The sequence below is a fragment of the Dactylosporangium sp. NPDC049140 genome (genome assembly GCF_040648435.1).
The window spans coordinates 1-25485 of the sequence record NZ_JBEZDS010000025.1 but is presented as its reverse complement, the minus strand read 5'-3'; the positions used below and the strand labels follow the sequence as shown (position 1 = coordinate 25485).

The 25485-nt window shown below is 70.4% G+C and carries 20 protein-coding genes and 1 pseudogene; 10 read left to right on the top strand and 11 right to left on the bottom strand.

Annotated elements, in window-relative coordinates; translation table 11 throughout:
- Positions 1-8: 8 nt before the first annotated feature.
- A complete protein-coding gene (locus tag AB0B76_RS32930; protein ID WP_360382721.1) occupies positions 9-737 on the top strand; it encodes a 5-formyltetrahydrofolate cyclo-ligase in 729 nt (242 codons plus the stop codon).
- Positions 738-1155: 418 nt separating this feature from the next.
- On the top strand, positions 1156-2025 hold the full coding sequence (locus AB0B76_RS32925; RefSeq protein ID WP_360382902.1) for a replication-relaxation family protein: 870 nt from the start codon (positions 1156-1158) through the stop codon (positions 2023-2025).
- A gap of 386 nt (positions 2026-2411) precedes the next feature.
- On the opposite strand, the gene AB0B76_RS32920 is transcribed toward AB0B76_RS32925, so the two are convergent.
- The gene (locus tag AB0B76_RS32920) at positions 2412-3701 is read right to left on the bottom strand and encodes a hypothetical protein (RefSeq protein ID WP_360382719.1); all 1290 of its coding nucleotides are present in this window, start codon (positions 3699-3701) and stop codon (positions 2412-2414) included.
- Positions 3702-3761: 60 nt separating this feature from the next.
- Positions 3762-5267: a recombinase family protein gene (locus AB0B76_RS32915; RefSeq protein WP_360382718.1), complete on the bottom strand. Its 1506-nt coding sequence runs from the start codon at positions 5265-5267 to the stop codon at positions 3762-3764.
- A 27-nt stretch (positions 5268-5294) separates the two neighbouring features.
- Between AB0B76_RS32915 and AB0B76_RS32910 the strand changes: the two are divergent.
- Positions 5295-5486: pseudogene (locus AB0B76_RS32910) on the top strand (MBL fold metallo-hydrolase); the annotation flags it as partial.
- 4 nt (positions 5487-5490) lie between these two features.
- Here the strand turns inward: AB0B76_RS32910 and AB0B76_RS32905 are convergent.
- Positions 5491-6759, bottom strand: a complete 1269-nt coding sequence (locus AB0B76_RS32905) for an ATP-binding protein (protein ID WP_360382717.1) — start codon at positions 6757-6759, stop codon at positions 5491-5493.
- Between the two features lie 173 nt (positions 6760-6932).
- Here AB0B76_RS32905 and AB0B76_RS32900 point away from each other — a divergent pair, with 173 nt between their 5' ends.
- From AB0B76_RS32900 to AB0B76_RS32885, 4 genes are all read left to right on the top strand, one after another.
- Entirely contained in the window at positions 6933-7187 is a 255-nt protein-coding gene (locus AB0B76_RS32900) for a hypothetical protein (protein WP_360382715.1), read from the top strand.
- Positions 7188-7338: 151 nt separating this feature from the next.
- Complete coding sequence (locus AB0B76_RS32895; protein ID WP_360382713.1) at positions 7339-8031, top strand: uracil-DNA glycosylase; 693 nt, start codon at positions 7339-7341, stop codon at positions 8029-8031.
- 138 nt (positions 8032-8169) lie between these two features.
- Entirely contained in the window at positions 8170-8685 is a 516-nt protein-coding gene (locus tag AB0B76_RS32890) for a MarR family winged helix-turn-helix transcriptional regulator (RefSeq protein ID WP_360382712.1), read from the top strand.
- Positions 8686-8787: 102 nt separating this feature from the next.
- A complete protein-coding gene (locus AB0B76_RS32885) occupies positions 8788-10575 on the top strand; it encodes a glycosyltransferase (protein ID WP_360382710.1) in 1788 nt (595 codons plus the stop codon).
- Here AB0B76_RS32885 and AB0B76_RS32880 read toward each other — a convergent pair.
- A complete protein-coding gene (locus AB0B76_RS32880; protein ID WP_360382708.1) occupies positions 10572-11057 on the bottom strand; it encodes a DUF302 domain-containing protein in 486 nt (161 codons plus the stop codon). The genes AB0B76_RS32885 and AB0B76_RS32880 overlap by 4 nt on opposite strands.
- Before the next feature lie 107 nt (positions 11058-11164).
- Positions 11165-12613, bottom strand: coding sequence for an argininosuccinate synthase (gene argG / locus AB0B76_RS32875; RefSeq protein WP_360382706.1), 1449 nt, complete (start codon positions 12611-12613; stop codon positions 11165-11167).
- A gap of 353 nt (positions 12614-12966) precedes the next feature.
- On the opposite strand from argG, the gene AB0B76_RS32870 reads away from it, so the two are divergent.
- Complete coding sequence (locus AB0B76_RS32870) at positions 12967-14781, top strand: arabinofuranosidase catalytic domain-containing protein (RefSeq protein ID WP_360382704.1); 1815 nt, start codon at positions 12967-12969, stop codon at positions 14779-14781.
- A 25-nt stretch (positions 14782-14806) separates the two neighbouring features.
- Here AB0B76_RS32870 and AB0B76_RS32865 read toward each other — a convergent pair whose 3' ends face one another.
- The 3 genes from AB0B76_RS32865 to AB0B76_RS32855 are packed head-to-tail and all read right to left on the bottom strand — an operon-like array spanning position 14807 to position 19781.
- The gene (locus AB0B76_RS32865) at positions 14807-17893 is read right to left on the bottom strand and encodes a DUF87 domain-containing protein (RefSeq protein ID WP_360382702.1); all 3087 of its coding nucleotides are present in this window, start codon (positions 17891-17893) and stop codon (positions 14807-14809) included.
- Positions 17894-17901: 8 nt separating this feature from the next.
- On the bottom strand, positions 17902-18738 hold the full coding sequence (locus AB0B76_RS32860) for a hypothetical protein (RefSeq protein WP_360382701.1): 837 nt from the start codon (positions 18736-18738) through the stop codon (positions 17902-17904).
- Entirely contained in the window at positions 18735-19781 is a 1047-nt protein-coding gene (locus tag AB0B76_RS32855; RefSeq protein WP_360382699.1) for a DUF559 domain-containing protein, read from the bottom strand. Before AB0B76_RS32855 ends, AB0B76_RS32860 begins: the two co-directional genes overlap by 4 nt.
- 110 nt (positions 19782-19891) lie before the next feature.
- On the opposite strand from AB0B76_RS32855, the gene AB0B76_RS32850 reads away from it, so the two are divergent.
- Positions 19892-20809 carry an NAD-dependent epimerase/dehydratase family protein gene (locus tag AB0B76_RS32850; RefSeq protein WP_360382697.1) on the top strand — a complete coding sequence of 306 codons (918 nt, stop codon included), beginning with the start codon at positions 19892-19894 and terminating at the stop codon, positions 20807-20809.
- On the opposite strand, the gene AB0B76_RS32845 is transcribed toward AB0B76_RS32850, so the two are convergent.
- From AB0B76_RS32845 to AB0B76_RS32835, 3 genes are all read right to left on the bottom strand, one after another.
- Entirely contained in the window at positions 20800-21132 is a 333-nt protein-coding gene (locus AB0B76_RS32845) for a hypothetical protein (RefSeq protein ID WP_360382696.1), read from the bottom strand. The genes AB0B76_RS32850 and AB0B76_RS32845 overlap by 10 nt on opposite strands.
- A gap of 69 nt (positions 21133-21201) precedes the next feature.
- Entirely contained in the window at positions 21202-23010 is a 1809-nt protein-coding gene (locus tag AB0B76_RS32840; RefSeq protein ID WP_360382695.1) for an alpha-amylase family glycosyl hydrolase, read from the bottom strand.
- A gap of 25 nt (positions 23011-23035) precedes the next feature.
- A complete protein-coding gene (locus AB0B76_RS32835; protein ID WP_360382693.1) occupies positions 23036-24382 on the bottom strand; it encodes an FAD-dependent monooxygenase in 1347 nt (448 codons plus the stop codon).
- Between the two features lie 126 nt (positions 24383-24508).
- On the opposite strand from AB0B76_RS32835, the gene AB0B76_RS32830 reads away from it, so the two are divergent.
- The gene (locus tag AB0B76_RS32830; protein WP_360382691.1) at positions 24509-25381 is read left to right on the top strand and encodes an LLM class flavin-dependent oxidoreductase; all 873 of its coding nucleotides are present in this window, start codon (positions 24509-24511) and stop codon (positions 25379-25381) included.
- The last annotated feature ends 104 nt before the right edge of the window (positions 25382-25485 follow it).

Sequence of the window (25485 nt, the reverse complement as noted above, 5' to 3'; positions counted from 1 at the left end):
GAGCCGCCATGCCGGACACTTCAGTCGACGACCTCAAGACCGCCGCCCGGCACAGAGTGTGGGACGCGCTGCAGTCCGAAGGCGCCGCCCCGCCTGACGTACACGGCCACATCCCGAGCTTCTTCGGCGCTGAGCAAGCCGCAGAGCGCCTCGCCGCGCTGGACGTGTGGCGAGCGGCTGCCGTCATCAAGGCCAACCCCGACACGGCGCAGCTGCCGGTACGGATTGCCGCGGTCAACGCCGGCAAACTGCTGTTCATGGCGGTGCCGAAGCTCGCGACGCCCGAGCCCTTCTATCGGCTCGACCCAGCCGCTATCGATGCGCCGATCGAGGTCCTCGCAACTAGTGGCGGCGCCGCGGAGCTGGCCGAGAAGGTCGGCGTGGATCGCATGCAGCCGGTCGACCTCATCGTCTGCGGCAGCGTCGCGGTCAACCGCGCCGGCGTGCGAGTCGGCAAAGGAGCCGGCTACTCCGACATCGAGGTGGCGTTGCTCGCCGAGGCGGGCCTCATCGGGCCAGCGACCACCATCGTCACCACCGTTCACGACCTCCAGGTCGTCGATGACGACCTGCCGGAGACGGAACACGACTTCAGCGTCGACGTGATCGTGACTCCCAACGAGGTCATCACGTGCGGACCGCCACGACGCCCGGCGGGCATCATTCTCGATCACCTCGGCCCGAATCAGGTCGCCAACATACCGGTTCTCGGCGCCTTCAAGGCCGGGAGTCGGTAACGCTCTGGAGCTGTTGGGTAGCAGAAAGAGAAGTTCGTCTATCAGATATTGCATGTCCAGCGGCTACCGGCTAACAATTGCGCCACGCCAGGCGACAGCGCTCCAACAACGCACGAGGTCAACGTCGACCCGTTGGAGTGCACTTCGCCCAACCACCAAATACGTGGAGGACTGTGCAGTCTATTCATCGTCGTGAACGACCGAATGCTCTTCATCTGCGGTACGGCCGGTTGGGTGTCCTGTCCTTGATCCCGCTGGATAGCAACCTGGATGTCCTGCTTGAGCGGGACACCGAACAGGACCCCCTCGGCGACCCAACAGCCCAGGTCAGCCTTCAGATCTTGACACCTGCCCTTGGCCCGACAGACCCTACTCCTAGGGGTCTCCCGACGGGGTACAGCCCTACACGGCGGTATCTCTGACCGAGCCACTGCTGCGGGTTCAATCCGCGCTCACTGCTCGTGACATCGTGCTGCTCGGCTGGCTCGCGGATCACGGTTTGCTCACCAGCGCACAAATCGCAGCGGCCCTCTATCCGTCCGTCAACTTCGCTCAACGGCGCCTGCGGAAGCTGCTCGCGCTCCGCGTGGTCGATCGATTCCGCCCACAACGAGCGGACGGCGGCTCGTATCCGTACCACTACGTCCTTGCACAGCTGGGTACCGAAGTCATCGCCGCCCAGCGAGGCGAAGACCTTCCGCGCAAGGACCAGGCCCGGCGACGGCGCTGGCACCTGACCAACCGAGCCAACCTGCCGCATCTGCTCGGCACCAACCAGTTCTTCATCGACCTCGCGTCCTACGCCCGCACGCACAACGAAGCCAGCCTCGACCGGTGGTGGCCGGCCGCGCGTTGCCAGGGCAGCGGCGCCTTCGCGGAACCAGAGGACTCCGTCCAGGTCCGGGCGTACACAGCGCGTGTCCGCCCCGATGGGCACGGCATCTGGACCGAAGGCGACCGGACGGTGCCGTTCTTCCTGGAGTACGACACCGGCACCGAACCTTTGTGGAAGCTGATCGACAAGGTCGACGGTTACCTCGATCTCGCACGAGTGACCGGCCGCCTGTGGCCGGTGCTCTTCTCACTTCACAGCCCGGCGCGGGCGGTCAATCTGCAGCGCCGACTGACTGAACGTCCAACGGCGGTGCCCATCGCCACGACAGCCAGGACGAGCGACCTCTGGTCGCCGGCCGAGGCCGTCTGGTGGCTGCACCGGCATGAAGGCGCCCTGCTCGCCCTGACAGAACTGAGCAACGCCGTCCACGACTCCAACGAGTCGGCCGCGTAGCTCAAGCAGCCAGGAACCCGACTCTGTCGAACCGAACCCAAGGAAGGAGGGATGCCCATGACCCAGCGCAGTCGAACCCGACCGCTTATCAACGTGGAGGGACATGCCTCGACGCCGCGATGTGGCATCCAACGCCACTACCGCGCGCAGCTCGACATCAACGCAGACGTCGGCGTCCGCCGACGGTGGACGGCTCGCCCGTCGCTGGACCGAAAAGGACCTTGACCAGTACGTACAGGAGCTGATCAAACAAGCTCCGCCGCTCACCGTCGCTCAGCGCGCAAAGATTGCCTCGTTCCTCCGTGCTCGCGAAGAACGCACCGAGGCAGCCTGATCGACGGGGTCGGTGGCACGAGGGAACAGTGCCACCGGCCTGATCGGCGGGGCTACCGCGGATTCAGTACAAGGGCTGAGCCGTCGTCCGCGATGCTGACGACCGAGGCAGATCGCCGTTCACCATGCCGGTAACGCAGTTCTCGACGGAAGACCCCGCGTTGGGCAGCGATGACGTCGGTCGAGTCACCGGCGGCGAGTGCCTCGTCGACTTCGGCTTCGACGCCGAGCACGACCTGAAGCTGCCCGCCGGGCAGCGAAATCGCATTGCTGACTCCGATGACGCTGACGCCGTCGACATCGACCCTCTCGCGTCGCGGCCGATCAGCATCGGTCCGGCTGACCCGTGCTCGCATGACACTTGGAGCCCACCGCTGAAACGCTTGGTCGTTCCCCGACAACTCAGCCAACGTCGCCCATGAGCCACGAAGTGCGGTGGCGGTCATCTGAAGCAGATCTACTGGCCGGCCACGCCCAAGGTCGACCTCAGGCAGCTCTTCGAGCGGCACCTCATTGAAGTCGACCTCCAGCTCATCGTCAGCAGTGCCCGACGGCTGTGACAATATTTCGCTCACGGATGCGTCAGCTGCTCGTCGTGTCATTTCCGGCCGGTGCTGGAGAGCGTGGTAGGTGATCGAGCCGTTTGCCGCGACAGTACTGACGGCCAGTCCGCTGGGTGCTCGACCTCCGACCATGATGCTGTCGAGCTGAGCACCTGCACGCGCCAGCTGCCTGTAGGCGTTGGGCCGATTCTTGGTGCCTTTGCACTCCAGCAGGCCCACGCTGAAACGACCTGGCCGGCTGATCGACTCCGCGATTGCGAGGTAGTCCGGTCGATTTGCTTTTGTCTTCTCCACCAGGAGCCGTAACTCGGCAGCAGAGATTGCACCGCTCGCCAACGCCACATCGACATCGACCGTGCGGACGGTTGACCGACCGCGTCGCCAGGTATTGATCCATTCTTCGGAAAGGAGGACCGCGAAGCCGATGCCGAGTTCCTCAGAGGTGACGCGCCGCTGGTTGGCAACGATCCGCCTCCCCGCAGCTGACAAGGCCAGGCGTCCGCCGCTACCCTCGGCGAACAAGCCGAGATATCGGAGCAGACCCCAATGCGCATGGACGTCGTACACCTCCGCCTGATACAGCGGCCTGGTTGCCGTGGCGAGGCGCAGTAGGACATCTGCTGGTCTGATCGCCCGGTCGCCATGCAGTGCCGGGACAGTGGACAAGCGCGGCGCATCGGATGGGGCATGCTTTGCGACGTTAGCTACAAGATCATCGTCGCTATATCCGCGGACTCGAAGTGGCGTGCTGACGACGTCCAGCGCCTGCTGCAGGTTCACGGCAGTATTGTTCCGCACGTGGTGCAGATGGCGTGCATCAGCGTCGATGCCACCCGGTGATCAGTGGCGGGCGGATCCTTCGCGCCAGACAATCTCGACCGTGCGCGGATCGAATCCGGGACCTCGGCGAAGCACTGGAAGGATGCGAACGGACTCCAACAGCGTCGCCAGCACGGCCCGCCTCTGGCTCAGCGAAAAACTCGCCCATGTGGCGGCTGCCGTCTCGCCAGCCAAGTCGAGTACCAACTTCGCGTGCGGCGTGAGCTGGGCTGAACGGGCCAGGGCCTCGGCCTCGTCGAGCTGGCCGCGCAGGCGTGCTGTGATGCGGTGCAGTTGCTCTGCCGTGATGCGCTCATCCACGTAGTCGTCGGCAGCGCTCGCCAGTTTCGCCCGGAGCACGTCTGCGCGGGCGAGTGCCTCGACCATCGCCTTGTCGTCGTGGGCCAGGAGGTCGGCGGCGTCAGGTTGGGATAGGCGAGCGATGACCACCCGGCCGACGAAGTCGTCAACGCGGTCGCGGCCGCGGCCGACGCAGCCTTTGGTGTCGCAGAAGTACAGCAGCTTCTTCGATCCGTACCTCATGTTGCCCTTGCGGGCGACTCTGAGGTGACCTCCGCAGACGCCGCACTCCCCGATCCCCCACGACAGCAGATGCACCCGAGATCCTGGCCTGGCAACGCTTTTCACGCCGCGATCTGGCGCGGTCACGAGCGCGACCACGCGGTCGTGGTCGTCCTGAGACACGATCGGCGGCCACGCGGCCGGCAGGAGTGCCTCGTCGGGTCGGCCGCGGTGGTAGACGCGAAGCGCCACGTTGGCAGGGCGAATTGCGAGCTTCTTGACGCTGGTCTTGTTCCACAGCGCACCGGTGTCGCTCTGGCCCTTCGCGCGATGGCTACGGCGTCGGCCGGCGCCCGGCGCAGGAACGCCTTGCTCATTGAGGCGCTCGGTGATGCCACGGAGCGTCTCGCCGTCCAGCAAACGCGCGACAATTGCGCGGACCACGTCCGCCGACTCCTCGTCGACCTCATCAGCGAAGCCGGTCGCCCTGCCCTGGTCGTCAAACTCGTGCACCCGGCGCCAGCCGTACAGGACGGCGCCGTTGGCACGGCCCTCCTGCGCGCGTTGCAGAGCGGCTCGGGCGACCCGCTCCCCTTTGATCTCGCTCTCGGCTGTGTCGAACTCGCCGAGGATGCCGGCCATCATGCGTCCAGCGGCGGTCGACAGGTCCAGCTCGGGGCCCTTCACCGACAGAACCGAGACGCCGGCCGCCTTCAGCTGGTCGATGCCGTCGGCGCGCTCGCGGCGGTTGCGCCAAAGGCGCGACGTGTGGAAGACGATGATCCGGTCGATCTGCCTGCTTGCGGCAGCGGCCATCACGGTCTCGTAGCCGGGTCGGTGGGCACCGTTCAAGGCCGAGACGTCGTTGTCGTGCAGCTCCATTACGACCTGGCCGCCGCGAGCGGCCGAGAGCGCTCGACCGTCTTCCAACTGCCTGTTCACGCCCCTCTCGGTGCCGAGGTCATCCTCCGAGATCCGGGCGTACACCGCGTCGCGCATCGACATGCATTGCATGTTACCCGCTAATGTGCTTCACTCTTCCCGGGCGGCGTGGGCAACACCCACGGCAACAAGGCCGACTTCGAATCCCTGTACCACGACGTGACCACGAAGCTCTTCGACCGCCTGCCCGACGGCGTCACCTTCTACCCGGGCCACGGCAAGAGCTCGACCATCGGCACCGAGCGCCCATCCCTGGACGAGTGGCGCGCCCGAGGCTGGTAGCCGGTCATCTCCACAACGCGTCGAGGGGTACGACCGACGCACCCTCCTCATGCGTGAACGCAAGATCCCCCGTGTACAGGAGGACGGCGGCGACCAGCCGATCGCCGAGCCGGCTCCGCAAGGCCCGAATCCCGCGTAGATCCTCGCCGTGGATACGAGAGCCGGCCTTGATCTCGAAAGCAACGACGTCGCCGTCGTCGCCCTCGAGAACAAGGTCGACCTCGTCGCCGGTCGCGGTTCGGAAATGACCTGCCGCGACCGGAGCGTCCCACCAACTGAGCTGCTTGAGGATCTCGCCCACGGCGAACGTCTCGATCAAGTGACCGTAGTCGGTCAGAACGGCTGGGTCCGACCGCGAGATTTTCTCCGGGCTCAGCCCGAGCAGCCACGCCATCACGCCGGCGTCAACCATGTGCACCTTGGGCTGACGCGCAACCCGGGAGCCCAAGGTCGTACCCCAGGCGGGCAGGCGCTGAATCAAGAACACCGCTTCCAGTAGTCGCAGGTAGTTCTCTGCGCTGCTCTTCTCCATCCCGACCGCCTGCGCGGTCGCCGCGATGTTCAGCACCTGTCCCGATCGCGCGGCGAGCTGGTTCAGCAGGCGGGGAAGCATCTCGCGCTGCCGGACGCGACTGAGCTCGATGACGTCACGCTCGATGACAAGATCGAGATAATTGCTGTACCAGCGCGACCGCGACCTCCCCGGAGGACGCCGCAACGCGACGGGCAGGCCACCGGAGGTCACCCGCCGGGCGTACTCGTCCCGGCTTGTCATCGAGCGCTCCGCCGAGTTCGCGAACGCGAGGCCGGCGAGCACCCGGTGGACGAACGGCTCCGCGTCGTTGCCGTCGATCTCCATCTGAGCGAGCGGCAGAACATCGATGATGTCGACGCGCCCCGTCAACGACTGGCCGGCCTGGGGCAGCGTCGAATACCGGGTCGATCCGGCGAGTACGAAGCGCCCTGGGCTCAGATCACGATTGAGCTCGGCCTTGATCGCATCGAGAAGCTCCGGAACGTGCTGAAACTCGTCGATAAAGATCGGGCCGGGCCCTTCCACGAATCGCCCGGGGTCATTCCGGACCGCGGCCCGAGTGGCCGGATCGTCGCAGTCGATTACGGTCCTGTCGAGCCGCTGGGCACACCCGGTGAGCAGGGTGCTCTTGCCGACCGTCCGCGGCCCGTTCAGCACGACCGTCGGCTCCTCGTTCAACCGATCGCCAAGCACGGCCGCCAAGCGCCGCTCGGCCAGGCCCGTAAGCGCACCATCCACCCGTCAACCATGCCCTAAATCCGCAGATCAGCCAAATATTTTCCGCATCTGCAGAGCCTTGACTTCCGCGTTTGCGAGGCGCGCCCGAGGCTGGTGACCGCCGGCAACATGGTTCACAGTGCGTGACACAAGGGCTGGCGTCGTGTGAGCACCCGTCGCTAGCGTCCTCAGCTGTGCCATCCCCCTTCCACACGATCCTCATCGCGATGCCCGGGACCCGCTCCACCGCGCTGTCAGCAAAAGCCGAGGGCAAAGCCAAGGGCGAAGCCCGCGCCGTGTTGGCCGTACTCAATGCCCGCGGCGTGGAGGTTCCGGAGAACGTTCGTGCCGACATCACCAACTGCACGGACCTCGACCAGCTCGGCACGTGGATTCACCTTGCCGCGACCGCCGACAAGATCGCAGACCTGGGCTTCGACGCCGCCTGACGCCGCGTCGCAGCGGCCAGGTGTCCACAGAGGTAGAGGCCATTTCACCATTGATCATGGCGTCACGGGGCCTCTCGGTCGGTCACAAGATCCGCGTCGGACCGTGAAGCCCCGAGCGCTCGCGGGCCGGCCGCTCGATAGATTGCGGGCCATGACCGTCTACCTCCTGGACTTCATGCCCGAGGACTGGCGCGAGGCGGTAACCCCGCACGTCGACCCCGGCGTCGTCGCCGCGCTGTCCGAGTTCGTCGTCGAGCAGTACCGGTCCGCCACGGTGTACCCGCGGAAGCAGGACATCTACGCCGCGTACCGGTTGTGCCCGCTCGCCGCCACCCGGGTGCTCATCCTGGGCCAGGACCCGTACATCCGGCCCGGGCAGGCCCACGGGCTGAGCTTCAGTGTGCCGCCCGGTGTCCCGGTCCCGCCGTCCCTGCGCAACGTGTACCAGGAGATGCGCGACGACCTCGCCGTCGAGCCGCCGCCGTCCGGGGACCTGACCGCGTGGTGCCGGCAGGGGGTGATGCTGCTGAACTCCGTGCTGACCGTCCGCGCCGGCACCCCGAACTCGCACAAGGGGCACGGCTGGGAGAACATCACCGACGCCACGATCCGGGCCCTGAACGAGAAGCCGGACCGGGTCGTGTTCGTGCTGTGGGGCGCGGCGGCGAAGGCGAAGGCGCCACTGGTGACGAACGACCGTCATGTCGTACTGCGGGCCGGGCACCCGAGCCCGATGAACCAGAGCGGTTTTCTCGGCAGCCGCCCGTTCAGCCGGGTCAACGCGGCGCTCGTGGCGGCCGGAACGCCGCCGGTGCGCTGGTCCCCGGCGATGCCGCGACAATGAACCGAGCAATGCCGCGACAATGAACCGAGCGCTGCCGCGACAATGAACCGAGCAATGCCGCGGCAATGACCCGAGCCAGCACACGGTGATCGTGCCGCGCAGCGCTCGCGAGTGTGGTGCAACCCGTAGATTTGCGGTGTGAGCGACCCCGAACCGGGGCTGGACTCCGAACAGCTGGGCGCCTACTTCGCCCTGATGGAGGTCAGCAGCCTTCTGCACTACGCCGTCGAGGAGCATCTGCGCGCCGACGGTGACCTCAGCTACGTGCAGTTCCAGATTCTCGCCCGGCTCGTCGACGCGCCCGGGGGCCGGCTTCGCATGACCGATCTGGCCGACGGTGTGGTGTACAGCCGCAGCGGGCTCACCTATCAGGCCGGGCTGCTGGACAAGCGCGGCCTCATCACCCGCTCGCCCTCCCCCGACGACGAGCGCAGCGTCATCGTGGCCGTCACCGGCGCCGGGCGCGACCTCGTCGCGCGGGTGCTGCCCGGGCACGTGGACAGCATCCGGCGACTGTTGTTCGACGCGATGACCGACGGCGACCTGGCCGCGCTCGGCGACGTGCTCGGCCGCGTCCGCGCGCACATGCGGGCTTCCCCGCCGCGCTCGGCCAAGCCCCGGACAGGGCGTGGCCAAGGCGGAAGTACCGGCTAGCGTGACCCGCGTCACGTCGGCGTCCATCGACGGCAGGAAGATTGACCCGCCCGTACGTGTTGCATAACGTTCTGATCATTCGTTCAGGTCCGCGGGGCGGCAATGCTCATCACGCTGGTCATCGACACGTTCAACGTCGGCAACAACGGCACCACCATCTCGGCGATGCGCTTCGCCGACACGCTCGTCTCGCGAGGGCACACCGTGCGGGTCGTCGCGTGCGGGGAGCCCGGCGGCGACACGCCGTTCGAGATGTTCTGGGTGCCCGAGCTCGTCGTGCCCGTCGCGAGCCGGTTCGCGCACCGCCAGCACACGGTGTTCGCCCGGCCCGTCCGCGACACGCTCGTCGCGGCCATCGCCGGGGCCGACGTCGTGCACATCTACCAGCCCTGGCCGCTCGGGCGCGCCGCCGAGCGCATCGCGCGGCGGCTCGGGGTGCCGGCGATCGCGGCCTTCCACATCCAGCCCGAGAACATCACGTACAACATCGGGTTGGGCTGGTTCCCGCCCGCCGCCCATTTCGTCTACATCCTGCTGCGCCTGCTGTTCTACCGGCGCTTCACCGACATCCACTGCCCGTCGACGTTCATCGCGGCGCAGCTGCGCCAGCACGGGTACCGCAGCCGCCTTCACGTCATTTCCAACGGCGTCGGGAGCGCCTTCCGGCCCGGTCCCGCCCCGGTGCGCGCGCCCGGCGAGCCGTTCCGCGTGCTCATGGTCGGCCGCCTCTCCCCGGAGAAGCGCCAGGACGTGCTGATCCGCGCCGTGCGGCGATCCCGCCACGCCGGGCGCATCGAGCTGCACTTCGCCGGGCACGGGCCCCGCGAGCCGCGACTGCGCCGGCTGGCGGCGAGGCTGCGGGTGCCGGCCCGGTTCGGCCACTACGCGCAGCCCGAGCTGGTCGAGCTGATTCATTCCTGCCAGTTGTACGTTCACGCCTCCGACGCCGAGATCGAGGGCCTCTCGTGCATGGAGGCGTTCTCCTGCGGGCTCGTCCCGGTCATCTCGGACAGCCGCCGCAGCGCCACCGGCCAGTTCGCGCTCGAGCCGGCCAACCTGTTCCGGGCCGGCGACCCGTCCTCGCTCGCCGAGCGGATCGACGCCTGGATCGAGAACCCGGAGGCCCTGGCGACGGCGTCGGCGACGTACGCGCGCTACGCCGAGATGTACACGGTCGAGCGCAGCGTCAAGGCGATCGAGCGCGTCTACGCCCGGGCGGGCCACGGGTGGGAGGCGCCGACGGGGTACAGCGGCCGGGTTTACCGCCTGCTCTCGAACGCCTTCTACTACGCGGTCGCCATCCCGCTGCTGTTCGTGCTGACCCGCCTGATCCTGGGCGTACGCACCGAGGGCGACGCCCGCCTGCCCCGCACCGGCGGCGCGCTGACCGTGTGCAACCACGTGCACCTGCTCGACAGCGCGCTCGTCGGGCTCGCCCTGTTCCCGCGCCGCCCGGTCTTCACGGCGGCCGCGATGAACCTGGACAACCCGTGGTACGGCGGTCTCGTACGCCTCCTGGGCGGCGTTGCCGTCCCCCCGACCGCGGCCGGCCTGCCCCGTTTCCTCGACGAGATGGAGCTCTTCCTCGCCCAGGGGCGGATCGTGCACTTCTTCCCGGAGGGGGAGCTGCGGCCGTACGACACCGGCTTGCGCGATTTCAAGCAGGGCGCCTTCCACCTGGCGGCCCGGGCGCGGGTGCCGGTGATCCCGCTGTCGATCCGCTTCACCGCCCCGTCGGGCGTGGGCCGCCTGTTCCGCCGCAAGCCGACGATGGTCATCGTGCTGGGCGCCCCGATCGTGCCGGCGACGACGGACCCGCGCCGCGACCGCCGCATACGCATGGAGCTGGCCCGGGAGCGCATGCACGACCTGATCACGCGCGCGGCCTAGCCGGCGAGCTCCGGCGGCACCGGCCAGCCCAGGACTTCGAGCAGGTGGGCGAGCTTGTGGTCGAGCTCGCGCCCGACCGCCGCGATGCCCGGATCCCCGAACGACGCGAACTGCCGGCTCGGCTGGTCGATCGAGAACCGCACCGGCCCGCCGGCCACCTGCGTGATGACGGTGCGCAGCGGGGCGTAGAGCATGACGGCCGGGTCGTGGCGGTACATCCGCTCGGCGATGACGTGGTTGCCCATGAGGTACATCTGGCAGCGTGCGGTGTTCCCGGCGATCCCCATGAGCGGGTCGGCCTGGAACCGCCAGTAGATGAGGAAGCCGTGCACGGCGAGGCGGTCCGTCAGCTCGGTCACCGCCGGCCAGTCGGCGAGCCGTTCGAACTGTTCGGCCGGGAACGCGGGCACCGCCGCCTCGTACCGCGCGACGGCGTCGTCGAACGGTCCACCGACGTCGACGGCGAGACGCGATCCAGTCATGGCCTGGCGCTACCCGCACGGCGTGGCCGAAACCCTCAGGCGCCGGCCAGCCGTTCGGGCGCTCGTGGAAGATCGCGGATGCGAGCTGGTCGGCCGCGATCTCATCCTCAGTCGGTGCCGAACTCCATCGCGGCGTTGTCCAGCAGCTCGCCGTCGTGGTCGGCCTGGCCGCGCGACGCGATCGCGGCCGCGCCGCCCGCCGGCATGGCGCCGAGGAGGTCGGCGGACGGGGTCTGGTTGGCGCCGATGAGCATCGGGTGCGGGCTGCCGATGATGTTGAGCGAGACGTACTGCTCCAGGCGCGCCCGGGAGTCGGCGATGTCGAGGTTGCGCATGGTCAGCTGGCCGATGCGGTCGCCCGGGCCGAATGCCGCGTCCTCGGTGCGTTCCATGGACAACTTGTCCGGGTGGTACGACAGCGCCGGGCCGGTGGTCTCCAGGATCGAGTAGTCCTCGCCGCGGCGCAGGCGCAGCGTGACCTCGCCGGTCACGGCCGAGCCGACCCAGCGCTGCAGCGCCTCGCGGAGCATGAGCGCCTGGGGGTCGAGCCAGCGGCCCTCGTACAGCAGGCGCCCGAGCTTGCGGCCCTCGTTGTGGTACGCCGCGACCGTGTCCTCGTTGTGGATGGCGTTGACGAGCCGCTCGTAGGCGGCGTGCAGCAGCGCCATGCCCGGCGCCTCGTAGATGCCGCGGCTCTTGGCCTCGATGATGCGGTTCTCGATCTGGTCGGACATGCCGAGACCGTGCCGCCCGCCTATCGCGTTGGCCTCGAGGACCAGGTCGACGGCGGTCGCGAACTCCTTGCCGTTGATCGAGACCGGGCGCCCCTGCGCGAAGCCGACGGTCACGTCCTCGGACGGGATCTCGGCCTGCGGGTCCCAGAAGCGCACGCCCATGATCGGGTCGACGATTTCGATGCCCGCGTCGAGGTGCTCCAGCGACTTGGCCTCGTGGGTGGCGCCCCAGATGTTGGCGTCGGTCGAGTACGCCTTCTCCGTGCTGTCGCGGTACGGCAGCTCATTGGCCAGCAGCCACTCCGACATCTCCTTGCGCCCGCCGAGCTCGCCGACGAAATCGGCGTCCAGCCATGGCTTGTAGATGCGCAGGGCCGGGTTGGCCAGCAGGCCGTACCGATAAAAACGCTCGATGTCGTTGCCCTTGAAGGTGGAACCGTCGCCCCAGATCTGCACGTCGTCCTCGAGCATCGCGCGCACGAGGAGCGTGCCGGCCACGGCCCGGCCCAGCGGGGTCGTGTTGAAGTAGGCCCGCCCGCCGGAGCGGATGTGGAAGGCGCCGCAGGCGAGCGCCGCGAGGCCCTCCTCGACGAGGCTGGCCCGGCAGTCGACGAGACGCGCGATCTCCGCGCCGTAGGCGGTGGCGCGGCCCGGCACCGAGGCGATGTCGGGCTCGTCGTACTGGCCGAGATCGGCCGTGTAGGTGCAGGGGATGGCGCCCTTGGCGCGCATCCACGCGACAGCTACCGAGGTGTCGAGACCGCCGGAGAACGCGATGCCGACCCGCTCGCCGACAGGCAGGGAGTTGAGGACCTTGGACACGACTCAAGCATATACGACGGAGTGCATAACCATGCAACCCCCCGTGAGGTACGACCTACTCAGCCGCCGCCTCCCGCAGCGACTCGAGAAACCGCTCCGGTCCCGCGGCCGATCGGCGCCGCCCACCGCCGCCGAGCGTCGCCCGGTAGCGGAGGCGTTCCGGGTCCGGCACACGCCGGGACCGCAGATTCAACACTTGTCAACAAGTTCTACCAAAGACCACCGCGAATACGCATACTGAGACATCGATGCTGCCGGGGTCCGCCGCCAATCGGGCCCCTCCCCCTCCACGACCCCTGAACGAAAGAGGTCTTCCCGTGGTCGATCGATCACGACCGGGCCGGCGCCGGAGAGTGCTTCTCTCCGCCGCCGCCAGCCTGGCCCTCACCGCCGCCGCCGTCGTCGGGCTCAGCGGAACGGCCCAGGCGGCCGGTCCGCTGCCCTGTGACATCTACGCCTCCAACGGCACGGCGTGCGTGGCCGCCCACAGCACGACCCGCGCACTGTTCGCGACGTACAACGGGCCGCTCTACACCGTGCAGCGCGCCGACAACGGGGCCACGCACAACGTCGGGCTGCTCGCCGCCGGCGGGTACGCCAACGCCGGCGACCAGGACGCGTTCTGCAACGGCACCACGTGCCGCATCACGCGGATCTACGACCAGACGAGCAACCACAGCGACCTGACAATCGCGCCGGACGGCGGGGCCGGGTCCGGCGACCGCGGCGCCGACGCGGGCGAGATCGCGGTGACCGCGGGCGGGCACAAGGTGTACGGCCTGTGGGTGTCGCCGGGCGTCGGCTACCGCTTCAACGGCCGCGCCCCCGGCGTGGCGGTCAACGGCCAGCCCGAGGGCGTCTACATGGTCGCCAGCGGCACGCACGTCGGCTCCGACTGCTGCTTCGACTACGGCAACGCCGAGTCGACGCCGTACGACACCGGCAACGGCCACATGGACGCCGTCAGCATCGCCACCACGTGCTTCTTCGCGCCGTGCCAGGGCTCCGGCCCGTGGATCGAGGCGGACATGGAGAACGGCATGTTCCAGGGCGGCAACGGCTCCAACCCGAACCCGGGCAACAACTCCGCGTACGTGACCGCCGTGCTGAAGAACAACGGCCAGACGACGTACGCGCTCAAGGGCGGCAACTCGCAGTCCGGCGGGCTCACCACCTGGTGGAACGGCGCGCTGCCGACCGACAAGCAGGGCTACCGCCCGATGCACCAGGAGGGCGGCATCATCCTGGGCATCGGCGGCGACAACTCCAACCGCAACCGCGGGACCTGGTTCGAGGGCGCGATGGTGTACGGCTACCCCTCCGACGCCGCCGAGAACGCGGTCCAGGCCAACGTGGTCAGCGTCGGCTACGGCGGCCAGACCAACGTCCCGAACGGCCCGCAGGGCACCATCACGGGCCCGGGCGGCAAGTGCGTGGATGTGGCCGCGGACGACACCGGCGCCAACGGCACCGGGGTCCAGCTGTGGGACTGCCAGAACTACGCCGAGGACCAGCACTGGACGCACTTCGCCGACAACTCCCTGCGCACCCTGAACCGGTGCCTGGACATCAACGGCAACGGCACGGCCAACGGCACCCAGGTCGAGCTGTGGGACTGCAACGGCGTCGGCGGCCAGAAGTGGGTCCAGCAGGCGGACGGCTCGCTGCGCAACCCGCAGTCCGGCCGCTGCCTCGACTCCCCGAACGGCAACACCGGCAACGGCACGCGCCTGCAGATCTGGGACTGCAACGGCTCCGCGGCGCAGAAGTTCGCCGTCAACGGCGGCGGCACCAACGTCGGCCCGGGCAGCAAGTGCGTCGACGTGGCCGCGGACGACACGGGCGGCAACGGCTCGGCCGTCCAGCTCTGGGACTGCCAGTCGTACGCCGCGGACCAGCACTGGTTCCACCAGTCCAACGGCGCCCTGCGTACCCTGGGCCGCTGCCTCGACATCAACGGCAACGGCACCGCCAACGGCACGCTGGTCGAACTCTGGGACTGCAACGGGGTCGGCGGCCAGGTCTTCCAGCAGCAGGCCGACGGCTCCCTGCGCAACCCGCAGTCGGGCCGCTGCCTGGACTCCCCGAACGGGGCGACCGCCAACGGCACCCGCCTGCAGATCTGGGACTGCAACGGCTCCGCCGCGCAGAAGTTCGCGCTGAGCTAGGACCGCTCGCGAGGGCGTGGGGTGCTCACCCCCGCGCCCTCGCCACAACCTCCTCCGGGGTCAGCGGCGCCGACGGGTGATGCGACAGGCACATCGGCGCCGCGATCTTCACGAACGAGAACCCCTCCCCCGCCGCGAAGAACGCCCCGCTGGACAGCCGCCCGATGTCCGGCAGCCGCCCACCCTTGGCCTGCGCCAGCTCCTTCGCCGCATCGATCTGCGCCGGCGCGTTGAGCAGCCCGAAGAACTGCGTCGTCGCGTTGCCGGAGATCTGGTTGTGCAGCCCCTTCGGCGCCTGGGTCGCGAAGACCAGCCCGAGCCCGTACTTGCGGGCCTGCGACGCCAGCGCAATCGTGCTCGCGGTGCAGGGCGTGCTCCCGGTCGACGGGGCGAGGGTCTGCGCCTCGTCCATCACGAACAGCCCGCCCAGCGGCCGATCCCCGGCCGGATGCCGCTTGATCCAGGCGAACAGCGCCATCTGCAGCTGGTTGACGAAGCTCTGCCGCTGCTCGTCGGAGCCCAGCCCGGCCAGGTTGATGACCGACACCCGGGCCCGGCGCCCGGCCCGCGGCGTCAGCAGCTCCCCCGGGTCGACCGGCGCCCCGTGCCCGCCGAACAGCGGGTCCGTGACCATGGCGGCCTTGAGCGTCTCGGCGCTCTCGGCGGCGAGCTTGCCGGCCTTGGCGATGCTGCTCACGCCGTCCGGGAGGTCGCTGAGGTACTCGGTGAAGCCCCGCAGCCCCGAGTTCCCCGCGCGCGTGTAGGCGATCAGCGCCTCGGTCAGTACCGCGCGGCCCTGCTTGGCCAGGCGCGCCCCGGTGTGCACCCCGGCCCGCGGGGCCAGCGCCTCGACGGCGGACGTGATGGCCTGGTCGAACTCGTCGGGCGAGTCCCGCACCGGCCCGAAGTCCGGCAGCGGCTGAAACGCGAGCGGCCGCCCGCTGGTCACCCGCGGCGTCCAGACGACGACGTCGGTGTTCGCCAGGTAGTCCGCGGCCCGCCGGTCGTCGCCCGGGCCCCATCCGGCCGGCGCCTCGGGCCACGCGTCGCCGAGCCGGGCCAGGTCGTTGTTCGGGTCCAGCACGATCGACGAGACCCCGGCCCGCGCACACTCCTCCACGAGCCGCCGGATGAGCACGGTCTTGCCGGACCCGGACCCGGCGAACACCACGGTGTGCCGCCGCAGCGACTCCAGCCCGATGCTGAACGCCGCCGCGGACTCGGCCACCTTCCCCAGCGTGATCCGCCCCTCGGCAACGGGCGCGGCCGGGTCGGCCACCGGTTCGCGGACTGGCTCACCCTCCGACGGGGCCGGCTCCAGCACCGCCGAGAAGAGCACGGTCCGGCCGGCCGGCCGGCGGGCGCGCAGCCACTCCTGAAAATGCGGCGGCGGCGCCACGGTGAGGTGCTTCAGCGCGGCGAAGACCTTGAGGTCCTGCTCCGAGATCCGCGCCACGACCCCGCCGGCCTTCAGGAACTCCTCGGTGACCTCCTTGGTCCGCTTCCCGGACGGCCACGGCGCGTTCCGCAGCACCACCAGCCGCCGCTGCGGCACGGCCCGGTCGAGCCCGGCCATGGTCGAGGCCGCCTTGACCCGGCTGATGACGGCGACCGCACTCGGGCTGTTGATCGCGCGGAACGCCCAGTGCGCCTCGTTCTCCGTCGACTCGTTCAGCACCTCGATGAGCCGGCCGTGCAGCGCCGGCTTCCGGCTGGGCAACGGATCGTGCTTGTAGGTGACCCCGGTCGGCGCCTGCTCGTCGATCCAGGCGGTGAGCCCGGCGGCCAGCAGTGCCGGCATCTGCGCGTCCTCGGTCGCGTACTGCAGCGCCGCAGACACGTCGAGCGCCCCCACCAGTTCCTTGAACCGCGCGTCGATCTTCGCCAGGTTGTCCTGGGCCGGCGGCGGCCTCACGTCCACCACCGGCCCCGGCTCCGGCTCGTCGTCGCGGAACTGGCCCAGCTCTACGATCCGCTCCTCGTCGAGGCACCAGCGCACGTGCGCCTCGACCTTGCGGAGCAGGGCGCGCGGCGTGTACCGGTTCGCGATCCCCTTGAATGCCTCGGGCCGGACCGGCCAGGTGTCGTATTCGGCGCCGAAACTCTTGGCGCGCAGTCGCCGGGCCACGATCGCCTCGGCGATCTCGTCCTTGGGGATCCGGTCGGGCAGCAGCTCCCTCCGGAACCGCTCCCGCACGGGGCCCGGCGCATTCCGTTCGATGAGCGAGAAGGTGTCGGGCAGGCAGGAGACGACCACCAGCGTGCGGCGGGTGATCTCGCGGAGGCCGAGCAGCCCGTCGGCGACCTGGCCCAGGAGGCCGGCCTCGTCGTCCTCCATGCTCTCCGTGGGGCCGAACACCGTGGTGGTGGTCTGGGCGAAGAGCGTGTCGATCTGGTCGATCGCGATCACCGTCGGGTCCATCGGCAGCGCCATCAGCCGGGAGATGTCCTGCACGATCTGCTGCGGGCTGCGGACCGCCGGGGAGAGGCCCCACTTCCTTCGCCCCTCGGGGTCACCGAGCTCGGAGATGAGGTGCGCGTAGCCGACGTCCTGCGCCTCGTAGTCCTTCGACCCGTTGAGCACGAGGGCGCGGGCCGTGTCCTGGCACTGTTTGCCGACATCGTTGTGCTCGTTGCGCAGGGCCAGGATGAAGGCGTCGAGGTGGTCCCGGGTCAGCACCGCGTCGCCGGCGATGGCGTTACGCACGTCGGTCGGCAGGTGCAGGTCGACGGTGATCGTGCGCAGGAACCGCACCAGCTGACTGGGCCAGCCCTTCGCCGGCTGATCGAGGCACTCGACCATGCACAGCGCGGTGCTGGCCCAGAACGTCCGCCCGCTGATCATGTTGACCAGGACGAAGTAGCCGCCGCTGGCCTGGATCGTCCCCCGGATGGCGCCCAGCAGGTGCGTCTTGCCGGCGCCGGCCCGGCCCTGCATCGCGACGCTCAACGGCTTGGAGACATCGTCCCGCCGCGCCCGGTTGACCCCGCTGACAATCTCCTTGGCCGCCCTCTCGTGCAGCTCGGGAACGTTGTACCGCGACTCCCGCCAGACGTCGTCCGGAGTTGGCGCCGGGTTGAAGTCGAACGCCTTCAGGACCGCACGTTGCATCTCGGTGATCATGACGACTCGATCGCCATCATGTGGCTGTCCTCGCCGCCGATCCGCACCGCGGCCTCCCGGTCCCGGGGCTGCAGCGCCTTCAGGTTGGCCACCGGAATGACCCGGACGCCGGGCTGGGACAGCATGCCTCGCAGGGCCGCGTCGACGGCGGCCCGGTCGACCCCCGGCAACCGGTCCCGCACATCGGCGAGCCCGACCCAGTCACCGGGCGGGTTGGCCAGCGCGACATAGGCGGCCCGGATCGCACCCTCGACGTCCTGCGGCACCGCGGTGACCGTCTGCGTCTGCTTGAAGAACTCCCCGTGGCTGATCTGCAGCCGGTCCAGCGCCCGGCCGACGTTCGCCATCAGGCTGAACAGGGTCCGGATCGCCGAGCGGCCCTCCTTCGGCACCTCGCCCTCGTGCAGCGTCCGGACGAGTTTCCAGCCCTTGTCGGTGAGCTGATGCACGAACGGTCTGGTGCTCTTGTCGGTCTCGACCAGGCCGCGCTTCACCAGCGCCTCGTTGTCCTTGCCGGTGAGCGAGAAGCCGGCCGCCCGGGCGAACTCGTTGTTGCTCAGCTCGCGCGCCTCGGCCATGAGCACGACCAAGGCCAGGATCTGGGTCGGCGACAGCAGTTCGGGCGCCGGCCGTTTCAGGTAGTCGTCCCCGGCCGGAGTCAGGGTGTGGACCAGGACTCGCCCGGCCTTCTCGGTGGTGACCAGGCCCTGCGCCACCAGTTCGGCGTTGTCCGCGCCGGTGAGGCCGCTGACGCCGAGTTCCTTGAGCCGTTTGTTGTTCGAGGGGCCGTGGTCCCGCAGGGCGGTCAGGACTTTGATCAGGGACTGCTTCATTGCGAGGAGCCTCTCCGCAGCTGCTCGAGCAGCTGTCTGATGTTGTGAACGACGAGCCGGACGTCGGTCAGGACGTCCTCGTTGGTGAAGCGCAGGACGACGTGGCCGTGGAGGTGGAGGTGCACGTCGCGGCGGTGGTCGTCGGCGAACTTGACCGCGCCGCGGTGCTCCTCGCCGTCGACCTCGACCACCAGGCGTTCGGCCGGCCAGAACAGGTCCAGCCGGTAGCGGCGGCCCAGGATGTCGGGGTCGTAGTCGTGGTTCCAGTGGCGGCCGCGGGCCCATTCGCAGGCCGCCAGGGCGCGCTCCAGGGCCTGCTCGGCCCGGCTGTCGGCCCGCGGGTAGCCCGAGCGCGGCGGGTACGTCACCCGCGGGCCCGGGGCCGGGCCGGCCGCCGAGGGGCCCAGGGTGGCGATCGGGAACGGCAGGGCGATCCGGACCGAACGCACCCGGTCGACGCTGCGCAGTGGCGACCCCGCCAGCCAGACGGTCACGCCGGCGTGGCGGACCAGCCATTCGGCGGCGTGCACGAGCGCCCGCTCCGCGGCCGGGTGCTCACCGGCCGGCAGCTCGATGATGACGACGAGATGGTCGCGGCCGTACGCCGCGGCGATGACCCGGGCCAGGCCGGCCGCCCGGACCTCGGCCGGCAGGGCGGGGGTGCGCTCCACGGCGCCGCGCAGTGCGCGGGTGGCGAGGTCGGCGAGGAACGGGCCGAAGTTGTGCGAGCCGGCGGCCGCGCGCTCGGCCAGGGCCCGGACCGCGGCGACCCCGAGCGCGCTCGGTCCGTCGAGGGCGTCGGCGCCCGGCAGCCACAGCGGGTACAGGGCGATCGCCGCCCGGTCGAGCTCCCGGAGGATGACGTGCACCTGATCGCCGGGTGTCCCGGGCGGGGCCGGGCGGAACGACACGACGGCCGGCGCGGCGGACGGCAGCGGGTCGAGCGCCACGCTGAGCAACTCCGGCGCCGCCCCGTCGAGATGGCTCACCTGGCGGCGCGGCGGCCCGTCCCACCAGTGCGCCAACGTTGCCGCAGGGGACATGCAGGCACCGTACTGTCGGTCCCCATCCGGAAGCACTCCGTTGATCAGACGCGGCGAACGGCACAACGGGCGAGCCATTCCGGGTGGCCGGCTCTGCGAAGATGCAGGGTATGCGGATGCTCATCGTCGGCGGGACGCAGTTCGTCGGGCGGCACATCGTCGAGGCGGCACTGGCGAACGGGCACGACGTCACGCTGCTGCACCGGGGGAAGACCGGCGGAGATCTCTACCCGGAGGCGCGGCACATCATCGCCGACCGCAACGGTGACCTGAGCGGGTTGGAGCACGAGCGCTGGGACGCCACCATCGACGTGAGCGCCTATCAGCCGGAGCAGGTCGGGCGCCTCGCCGACGTGCTCAGCACCGGGCACTACACGTTCATCTCGACAGTGTCGGTGTATGCCGACCCGCCGCCCGGCTACACCGAGGACGCCCGCCTCCGGGAGGACGACTCCTACGGCGGCCGCAAGGTGGCGTGCGAGCGGGTCACCCGGACCCGCTTCAAGGATCCCCTGATCCTGCGCCTGCCGTACGTCGTCGGACCCTACGACCACCTCGTGCGGTTCACCTGGTGGGTCAAGCGGATCGCGGCGGGTGGGGAGATCCTGGCGCCCGGCCACCCGGACGAGCCCATCCAGCTCATCGACGCCCGCGATCTTGCCAGGTGGACGCTCACGATGACCGAGATGCCCAGCCCGGGCATCTTCCACCCCTCCGGCCCGGCGGAGCGGCTCTCGTTCGGCGAGCTGCTGACGGCGATGCAGCAGGGTACCGACGCCACCCTCACCTGGGTCGATCCCGAGTTCCTGATCGAGCGCGGTGTCGGCCACGAGGACCTGCCACTCTGGCCGGCCCTCGACGAAGAGGCCGCCGTCAATCAGGCCGACCCGGCGAAGGCCATCAATGCCGGCCTCACCATGCGGCCGCTGCGGGAGACGATCGAAGACCTTCGCAACGAACCTCCGCAGCCCGGCCGCCTCAGCAAGGAGCGCGAGGCCGAGCTGCTCCGCGAGTGGCGTCAGAGGTAGGCCGGCAGCCCCGCCCTCAGGCAGGCCAGCATCGCCGCGCTCTCCGCCGGGGACATGGTCGCGGCGGCGCGCCCGATCGCGGCCAGCACCTCCTCCAGCGGCACGGTCGTGTCCGCGCCCGGCGCGTGGTAGCGCGCCTGGGCGATCAGGTCGGCCACGTAGGGCACCACGTCGTCGCTCGAGGTCTCCCAGAGCCACGCCAGCACCGACCCGAACGCCTCGCCCGCGTGCAGGCTCGCGCCGCGGGCCCGCTGGGCCAGCAGCGTGGCCGCGGACTCGCAGACCAGCGCGCCGATGAGCTTTTCGAAGATGTGGTCAGGCACCTCGCGCGTTCGCACCATCGCACTCCCGCCGATCGATGTAACGACCGGTGATCCTACCGCTTCGAAGGGTTAACGGGAATAGATGACGACCCCGGCCGGGGGCAGAGTCAGCTGGACCGCCTTGCCGTTGCGGGCCGAGACCGAGACCTGGCCGCCGGCGAAGGCCGGCTCGCTGGAGTACCGGCAGGTCAGCCGGTCGCCCTCGGCGTGCAGGTCGTTGTCGACGGTCACCCAGGCCGTGCGCACGCGGTCGGGGTCGGTGTTGACCGCGACGAGCACCTCCTGATCGGCGAAGATCCGCGACCAGGGCAGCAGGCCCCGCGGGCCCGGCGGGCCGAAGACCACGCCGTCGGCCGAGACCGGGCGCAGGTACTGCCGCCCGCGCCGCAGCGCCGGTAGCCGCCGGCGCACGGCCAGGACCTGCTTGAGCTGGCGATACGTCTCGCGCTCCTCGTCGAACGCGTGGCCGCCGCGGCTGCGGAACGGGCCGAAGGCGCCGCCGAACATGGCCTCGCGGATGTACCGGTCGTGCCCGCCCTCGCCGTCGAACTCCTGCTCGGAACCGTAGTAGATGCACGGGATGCCCAGCGTGACGGCGTTGAAGGCGAGCGCGACCAGGGCCAGGCGCCGGCCCGGCTCGCCGGCCGCGAACCGCGCCTTCCACGGGCCCTTGCGCACCTGGTCGTGGTCGTCGTAGCTGGTCACGACCTTGTCCCGGAACCAGGCGTGCGACTCGCGGCCGACCTGCAGCGAGTTGCGGAACAGCGCGAAGTACTCGGCCGGGTCGGCCGTGCCCTTCACCACGCGCTCGAGGCGGTCCTGCACGTCGGCGAGGCCGAGCGCGGCGTCCATGCCGACCGCGTCCAGGGTCTGGTACGCGAAGGCCCGGTCGCCGGTGATCTCCGCGACGAGGTAGAAGCGCTCCTTGCCGATCGACTGGGCGAACTCGTGGACGGCGGAGGCGAACCAGCGCGCCGCGCCCGGGTCCATGTGCTTGACCGTGTCCACGCGGAAGCCGTCGAGGTCGGCGTAGGCGATCCAGTACTGGTACGCGCGCGCAAGGGCCACCAGCGCCGCCGAGGGCCGGTAGTCGTCGGCCGGGCCCTCCCCGAGCGCGATGTCCTTCAGGCCCTCGAAGTCGCCCTCCAGGTACTCCGGGAACCGGTCCCAGTCGACGATGCGCCCCTTGCCGGTGAACGTCGCGGTGCTCTGCAGCTCGGCGGGCCAGACGCCGCCGTCGGGGTACGCCTGCGGGACCGGGCCGACCGGGAGCACGGCGGCGCCGTCCGCGTCGCGGAAGCCCTTGACCGGGTAGCGCTGCCCGGTCCACACCGGCTGGCGGTCGCCCTCGTAGCCGAAGACGTCCCCGGCGTGGTTGAGCACCACGTCGAGGATGACCCGCAGCCCCTGCGCGTGCGCCTCGGCGACCAGCGCCCGCAGATCCTCCGGCCGCCCGAAGTGCGGGTCGACGTCGAGAAAATCCTGGATACCGTACCCGTGGTAGGACGCCTGCCCCGCGACCTGCTTGAGCACGGGGCTCACCCAGATCGCGCTGACCCCGAGCCGGCGCAGGTAGCCGAGCTTGCCCCGCAGCCCGGCCAGGGTGCCGCCGACCCAGTCGACGCCGGCCGCCCGCCACCGTTGCGCGTCCTGCGGCGTGGCGACCGCGTTGCCGTGGTCGGCCTCGGTCAGCGGCGGCGTGCTCCCGGTGGCGACGAGCTCCCCGTCGTTGCCCCGGTAGCCGCGCTCGCCGCCGTCGGAGAAGCGGTCGACCAGCAGGAAGTACAGGACCTCGTCGGCCCAGTCGTCCGGGGACGGGTGGAACGGCCCCCGGGTGAGCTCGGCGAAGTCGATGTCGGCGATCCGGCGGTACGGCACCCCCCGATGGTGCCACGAGCCGTACTCAGACCGTCGCCAACCGTCGCCTGCCCAACACCCGGCGGGCGATCCCCGGCCGCAGCAGCGCGGTCGGCGGGTCCAGGAGGTTCGTGACGCGGCTGAACGCGAGCGAGACGACCTCGTCGTGCGCCGCGGTCGCGTACAGGCGGTCGAGGTACCGGTTCACCATCCGCGTCCGCGCGTCCCGGGGCCCGTCCACGCCCGGCAGGGCCGCGTCGCCGCCGGTGGCGATCTGCCACGGGATGTCGACGACGGGCCGGACCGCGCGGAAGAACCGCGGCGCGTCGAGCTCGCCGCCCCGGGCCAGCGACTCGCCGAGCTTGAGCGCCTCGACGCCCGCGACCGACATGCCCTGGCCGTACATCGGGTTGAACGAGCACATCGCGTCGCCCAGGACCACGAAGCCGAGCGGGAAGCGGCGCAGGCGGTCGTAGCGGTACCGCGTGCTGCCCGGGTAGCGGAACTTGACCGCCTCGTCCTCGAGCGGCTCGGACGCCTCGATGATGTCGGAGACGTACGGCAGCGGCAGCCGCTTGGCGTAGGCGCGGTAGCCGGCGTCGTCCAGCGGCGCGTGGTCGCCGAGGATGCCGAACAACGTGATGACCGCGCGCCCGCCCTCCTGCAGCATGACCGCGCCCCCGCGCGGAGCCGCGGCCGACGGCCCGATGATGATCGCGATGTCGCCGTCGAGCAGCGCGGGATCGACCCGGTACCGCCGGGAGACGTACGCGAGATCGACGTGCAGCCGCTCCTCCTGCGGCCGCTGGTAGCCGAGCTCGGCCAGCCAGCGCGGCGCCCGCGAGCCGCGCCCGGTCGCGTCGACGACCAGATCGGCCCCCAGCACCTCCGGATCCCCGCCCCGGGACTGGATCCGCGCACCGGTCACCCGCGTCCGCGCGGCGTCCGCCTCGACGCCGACGACGTCGGTCCCGCCGCGCACGGTGACCCCGGGCCGGGCGAACACCTTGGCCCGCACGTACGCCTCCAGGTACGGCCGGCTGAACGACAGCGCCTCCATGCCGATCGGCGCCTGCTTCAGCCGGTACCCGTTGGCGCAGAAGCGCACGTTGCCCAGCACGTCGCCGACCGGCACCCCGGCCGCCGCCAGCTCCCGCGCGGCCCCGGGAAACAGCCCCTCGACGACGTTCAGCCCGGCCGCGAGCAGCCCGTGCGCGTGCCGCCCCTGAGGCACCCCCCGGCGCACCGCGTGCTCCACGGACTCCGCGCTCCAGTCCCCCTCCACCTCGTCGCGCTCGACGATCGTCACGCGCTCGAAGTGCTCGGTCAGGACCCGCGCGGTGAGCAGGCCGGCCATGCTGCCGCCGAGTACGACGGCGTGTCTGTGCGTCATGCTCCCCCCGGCGTTCCATCCCGGGCCAGGGCGCGGAACGGCCGGGTTTCCGACACATCCCCGAGGTCGAACGTGGTGCGCTCCCCCGATGGGGAGCGACCGAGGGGAGCGCGAAACACTTACCAGATGACGACGTTGGGTGCCGTATTTCTGCCGCAGCTGCCGCCGGAGCGGCTGCGGTCCATCGTGACCGCCGCCGACGAGGCCGGGCTCGAGGAGCTGTGGCTGTGGGAGGACTGCTTCCTGGAGGGCGGGCTGACCACGGCCGCGGCCGCGCTCGCCTGGTCGAGCCGGCTGCGGGTCGGGGTCGGGCTGCTGCCGGTACCGCTGCGCAACGTGGCGATCGCCGCAATGGAGACCGCGACGCTGTTCCGGATGTTCCCGGGCCGCGCGACGATCGCCGGCGGGCACGGGGTGCAGGACTGGATGGGGCAGGTCGGGGTGCGGGCGGAGTCGCCGCTGACGCTGCTGCGGGAGTACACGCTCGCGCTGCGCGCCCTGCTGGCCGGCGAGCGGCTGTCGACCCAGGGCCGCTACGTCCGCCTCGACGACGTCGCGCTGGACTGGCCGCCGCCCGGGCCCGCGCCGATCCTGGTCGGCGCCACGGGGCCGAAGACGCTGCGGCTCTCCGGCGAGGTCTCCGACGGCACGGTGCTCACGGCAGGCAATGACGTCGCGACGGTACACCGGGCGCGCGCCCTGATCGACGAGGGCCGCACGGCCGCGGGCCGCACCGACGCCCACGAGATCGTGATGTACCTGCACTGCGCGACCGGCCCCGACGCCGAGGCACGGCTCGCGGCCGAGCGGGTCCGGTGGAAGTACGCCGCCGACGCCGACGTGCTGGTCGCCGGGGACGAGCACGCGGTCGCGGACAGCGTGCGGCGCTGGGCCGAGGCCGGCGTCGACCGGGTGATCCTGCAGCCCACGCCGGACGACCCGGACCCCGAGGGCTTCGTACGGTTCGTGGCGGAACGCGTCCGCCCGCTCGTCCCATGAGCGGCCCCTCCGCTCCGGACCGCTCACCATGGGCACAGTTTCGTCGCGCCGGCACCGGAGCCTGCGGAGGTGACGGGCGAGGTCCGTGGGGCGGCCGAGGAGTG